This window comes from Frankia nepalensis (genome assembly GCF_016786325.1).
Taxonomy (GTDB): Bacteria; Actinomycetota; Actinomycetes; order Frankiales; family Frankiaceae; genus Pseudofrankia; species Pseudofrankia nepalensis.
In genome coordinates, this window is sequence record NZ_JADWYU010000294.1 from 1 (window position 1) to 4,200 (window position 4,200).

Annotated in this window: 3 protein-coding genes and 1 pseudogene; all 4 read right to left on the reverse strand. The window is 74.8% G+C overall.

The genetic code is table 11. The features are described from left to right. Positions 1–146: 146 nt before the first annotated feature. Positions 147–1,439 (reverse strand): glycosyltransferase family 4 protein, encoded by a 1,293-nt coding sequence (locus tag I6A81_RS40570; protein ID WP_203007994.1) that lies wholly within the window; start codon positions 1,437–1,439, stop codon positions 147–149. Beyond that, the gene (locus I6A81_RS40575; RefSeq protein ID WP_238431117.1) at positions 1,436–2,563 is read right to left on the reverse strand and encodes a DegT/DnrJ/EryC1/StrS family aminotransferase; all 1,128 of its coding nucleotides are present in this window, start codon (positions 2,561–2,563) and stop codon (positions 1,436–1,438) included. The genes I6A81_RS40570 and I6A81_RS40575 overlap by 4 nt, the downstream gene beginning before the upstream one ends. 81 nt (positions 2,564–2,644) lie before the next feature. Then, a complete protein-coding gene (locus I6A81_RS40580; RefSeq protein ID WP_203008000.1) occupies positions 2,645–3,676 on the reverse strand; it encodes an NAD-dependent epimerase/dehydratase family protein in 1,032 nt (343 codons plus the stop codon). Further along, positions 3,673–4,200 (reverse strand): annotated as a pseudogene (locus tag I6A81_RS40585) (gfo/Idh/MocA family oxidoreductase); the annotation flags it as partial. The gene I6A81_RS40580 and the pseudogene I6A81_RS40585, both read right to left, overlap by 4 nt.

The following is a 4,200-nucleotide window of genomic DNA, read 5'->3' on the forward strand; positions in this document are numbered from 1 at the left end:
CGCGAAGACCTCGTCCAGGCCGTGGCGCACCTCGTCGGCGATCTCGACGTACTGGGCCGCGAGGTCGACCAGCGGGATCGTGCTCACCGTGGTGTCCTTTCGTCAGGGCATCGGTCGTCAGGGTGACGGTCGTCAGGGCGGAGTCGTCAGGGCGAGGTGCCCGGAGGGCTCCCCGCCGGCACCGAGGCCCGAATCCTCATCGCGGCCCGGGAGTTGAAGTCGTCGACGGCGGCGGTTCCCCGCATCCGCCGGTAGCGGCGGGCGGCCTGGTAGCGGGCCACGCCGCCGGCGCCGCGGGCGAGCGCCAGCAGGTCGCGCGGCCGCGGGTCGCGCAGCGCCCGCTGGTAGAGCCCCACCTGGGTCCTGGCCGCCCGGGTCAGGGAGAACCGCGCCTCGACCAACTCGCGGCCATACCGGCCCAGCCGGGCCCGCGCGTCCGCGTCGGCCAGCAGCGGGCGCAGCGCCGACTCGAGCCGGGCGGCGCCGGTGGCGGCGCCGTCGCCGAGGCCGTACCAGCCGTGCTCCAGGAACCGCTGGGTGCTGTCCGGGGTGAGTGTCTCCCAGAAGCCGGCCTCGCCCTGGACCACCAGTGGCTTGGCGAACGCGAGGGCGCGTAGCGCCGAGCCGCCCATGCCGAGCATGATGTCGGCGGTCTCGTAGGCGGGCCTGGGGTCGAGCAGCGCGCCGGTGAGTACCACGGGTGGGGTCTCGAGCCCGGCGCCCGCCGCGGCGGCCCGCTCCTCGACGCGTGCTCTGGCCGGGCCGTCGCCGACGATCACGAGGCGCATCGGCGTCGGGAGCTGGCGGGCCAGCCGGCCCACCACGTCGATCGCGGTGAGCAGGCCCTCCAGCTTCAGCTCGTCGGCGAGCCGGCCGACGACGACGACGTGCAGGTCGCGCGGCCGTAAGCCCGCGGTGGCGCGGAACCCGTCGACGGCGTCTGGCGTGGGCGCGCCCGGCGCGTTCGCGTGGGTGTCGACCGGCGGTTCGATCAGGTCGACCGGGGCGCCGGCGGGCCCCCGGTCGGCGAGCGCGGCGCGGCGGATCTGCTCGGTCCCGACCACCAGCGGCACGTGCCGGGGGAGGAACGGCGCGACCGACATCGACATGACGGTCGCGTGGGTGGCGGTGCCGAGCCGCAGGCCGGGGCCGTAGGCGGCCTCCAGGATCGGTGGCCACTCGTAGCCGTGCACCAGGTCCACCACCCGGTCGCGGGCCAGCCGGCACAGGGCGGACATGACCGATGGGGTCGGGCGCTCCCTGAGCCGGGGAGACTCGACGAACGGCAGCCCGAGGCTGTCGATGAGCCCGCACAGCTCACCCGGCTGGCCGAAGACCGTCACCTCGTGATCGAGATCGCGCACGGCCGCCGCCAGCTCTATGGCGTTGAGCTGGCTGCCGCCCATCCCGAGGTGGTGCGGGTACACGACGATCCTCACCGCGTCGCCGCGCTCTTCGCGGCCTCGCGCAGCGCCGCGACGACCTGGTCCTGCTCCGGTTCGGTCATCGTGTGAAACAGCGGCAGGATGAGGGTCCGCGCGGTGAGCGCCTCGGTGACGGGCAGGTCGCCGTGGGGGTGGCCGCGGTAGGCGGGCTCCAGATGCGTCGCCATGATCCCGCGCCGCGCCGAGACGCCCCGGTCGGCGAGGAACCCGAGCAGCTCGTCGCGCGACATCGGGAAGTCGTCCGGCAGCCGCACCCAGAAGGACTGGTAGTTGGTCTGCCCGTAGGGCGGGTCGGTGACGGCGTACAGCCCGGGCAGGTCCGCGAGCCGCTCCCGGTAGCCGGCGGCCAGCGCGCGGCGCCGCGCGACCATCGCGTCGAGCTTCGCCAGCTGGACGAGGCCGACCGCGGCCTGGATGTCGGTCATCCGCATGTTCCAGCCGGTCTCGACGTAGGACTCGAGGACCGGCTGCCGAGCGGCGTGCCGGGCGGCCGCGCTGATGCTCATCCCGTGCTCGCGCAGCCGGCGGGCCCGGTCGGCCAGGTCCGCGTCGGCGAGGGTCAGCATGCCGCCCTCGCCGGTGGTCAGCAGCTTGCGCGGGTGGAACGACCAGGCGGCGAGTTCCGCTCCGGCGCCGACGGGGGCGTCGCGGTAGGTGGAGCCCGCCGCGCACGCGGCGTCCTCGAGCATGGCCAGTCCGCGGCCGGTGCACAGCGTCCGCAGTTCGTCGGTGTCGGCCGGCATGCCGGCCTGGTGCACGGCGATGACGGCGCGGGTCGCCGGTGTCACGACCGCCTCGACGGTCTTGGCCGTCACGTTGGCGGTCCACGGGTCGACGTCGGCGAACACGGGCGTCGCGCCGACGTGGCGGACCACGCTGGCGGTGGCGATGAAGGACAGCGACGGCACGACGACGTCGTCGCCCGGGCCGACGCCGAGCAGCAGCAGGCCGAGCTGCAGGGCGGTGGTGCACGACGACGTCGCCACCCCGTGCCCGGCGCCGACGCTGGCGGCGAAGGCCTCCTCGAACCGGGCCACCCGCGGGCCCTGCGCGACCCAACCGGAGCGCACGGCCTCCGCCGCGGCCGCCGCCTCCTCCTCGCCGAGCCATGGCTTCATCACCGGGATGGTGGTCACGACGGGCTGTTCCCTTCGGGCTGCGACGACTCGGGGCCTAGGGGGTGTGCCGATCGCCGGCGGTCAGGCCGTTCCACCCGGCCCTGGCGCGGGTTCCCGCTCGGCGCGCCACCACTCGACCAGCCGGCGCAGCCCGACCGCGAGGTCGACCTCGGCCTTGAAACCCAGGTCCGCGGCGGCCGCCGCGGTGTCGGCGAGCCGGCGGCCGACCTCGACGGCTTTGCGCTCAGGGCCGAACTCGATTCCGAGGTCGGGGCGCCCCATCACGCCGAGCAGCGCCTCGGCGAGCTCCAGCAGCGAGGTCTCCACCCCGCTCGCGATGTTGTAGACCCGGTCGGTGACGCCGGCGCGGGCGGCGAGCAGGTTCGCGCGCGCGATGTCGTCGGTGAAGACGAAGTCCATCGTCTGGCGGCCGTCGCCGAACACCAGCGGCGGCCGGCCGGCGGCGATCCGCTCCATCCAGCGGACGAGGACCTCGGTGTAGAGGCCGTGGACGTCCATCCGGGGGCCGTACACGTTGAAGTAGCGCAGCGCGACGTAGTCGAGCCCGTACATGGCGTGGAAGCTGCGCAGCATGCCCTCGTTGAAGGCCTTGGCCGCGCCGTAGAAGGTCCGGTTGGCGTACGGGTGGTGGTCCTCGGCGGTGGGGAACGCGGACGCCTGGCCGTACACCGACGCCGACGACGAGGCGACGACCCGGCCGACCCGGGCGGCGACCGCGGCCTCCAGCACGTCGAACGTGCCGTCGACGAGCACCTGGAGGGCGAGCCGGGGCTCCTCGGCGCACTGGGTGATCCGGATGGCGGCCAGGTGGAACAGCACGTCGGTGCCTGGCATGAGCTCGGCGAGCAGCGCCCGGTCGCGGATGTCCCCCTCGACCAGGCGCAGCCGGCCGGTCGTGAGCGCGCCGGCGAGGTTCGCGCGCCGGCCGCGGACCAGGTTGTCGATCACGACGACCTCCGCCGCGCCCGCGGCGAGCAGCTGGTCACAGACGGCGGAGCCGATCGTGCCCGCGCCCCCGGTGACCAGGCAGCGCGCTCCGGCGAGCTCGGCGCCGCCGGCCTTCCCCCCGTCGCTCGCCGGGTCGCCGCTCATCGGGCGCCCGCCAGCTGCTGGGCCGCCACGAGCGGCTGTACGGCGCCCTGCTGGGCGAGGCTGCGCGACGCCGCCTCGAGCACCGTGAGGATCCGCAGGCCGGCGTCACCGCCGGTCAGCGGAGCCCGCCGCTCATTGATGGCGGCGGCCCACTCGGCCATCACCTCGGCCAGCGCCTCGCGTTCCCGCAGCGCTGGGGCGACCATGTCCCCCGTCCGATAGGAGATCATGACATCCCGTCGGGTCTCGGCGGCCAGGCTCGCGGCGTCGGCCAGCTCCACACCGCGGTCATACACAGACAGCCGCTGGGACGGGGCGAGGTCGTCCCAGATCAGCGTCCGCCGCGAACCGCCCACGATCGTGGTGCGCACCTTCGTCGGGGACAGCCAGTTGACATGGCTGTGCGCGATCGCGCCGGACGACAGCCGCATCGCCAGATACGCCACACACGCCCGGCCGGCGCCGATCGGGTCCGCGCCGTGCGCGGCGACGGACTCGGGCACCACCCCTTCGGGCAGGATCAC

Excerpts from the sequence above, each read along its gene's own strand:
- I6A81_RS40575 (WP_238431117.1), bottom strand. The coding sequence starts at position 2,563 with ATGAAGCCATGGCTCGGCGAGGAGGAGGCGGCGGCCGCGGCGGAGGCC.
- I6A81_RS40580 (WP_203008000.1), bottom strand. The coding sequence starts at position 3,676 with ATGAGCGGCGACCCGGCGAGCGACGGGGGGAAGGCCGGCGGCGCCGAG.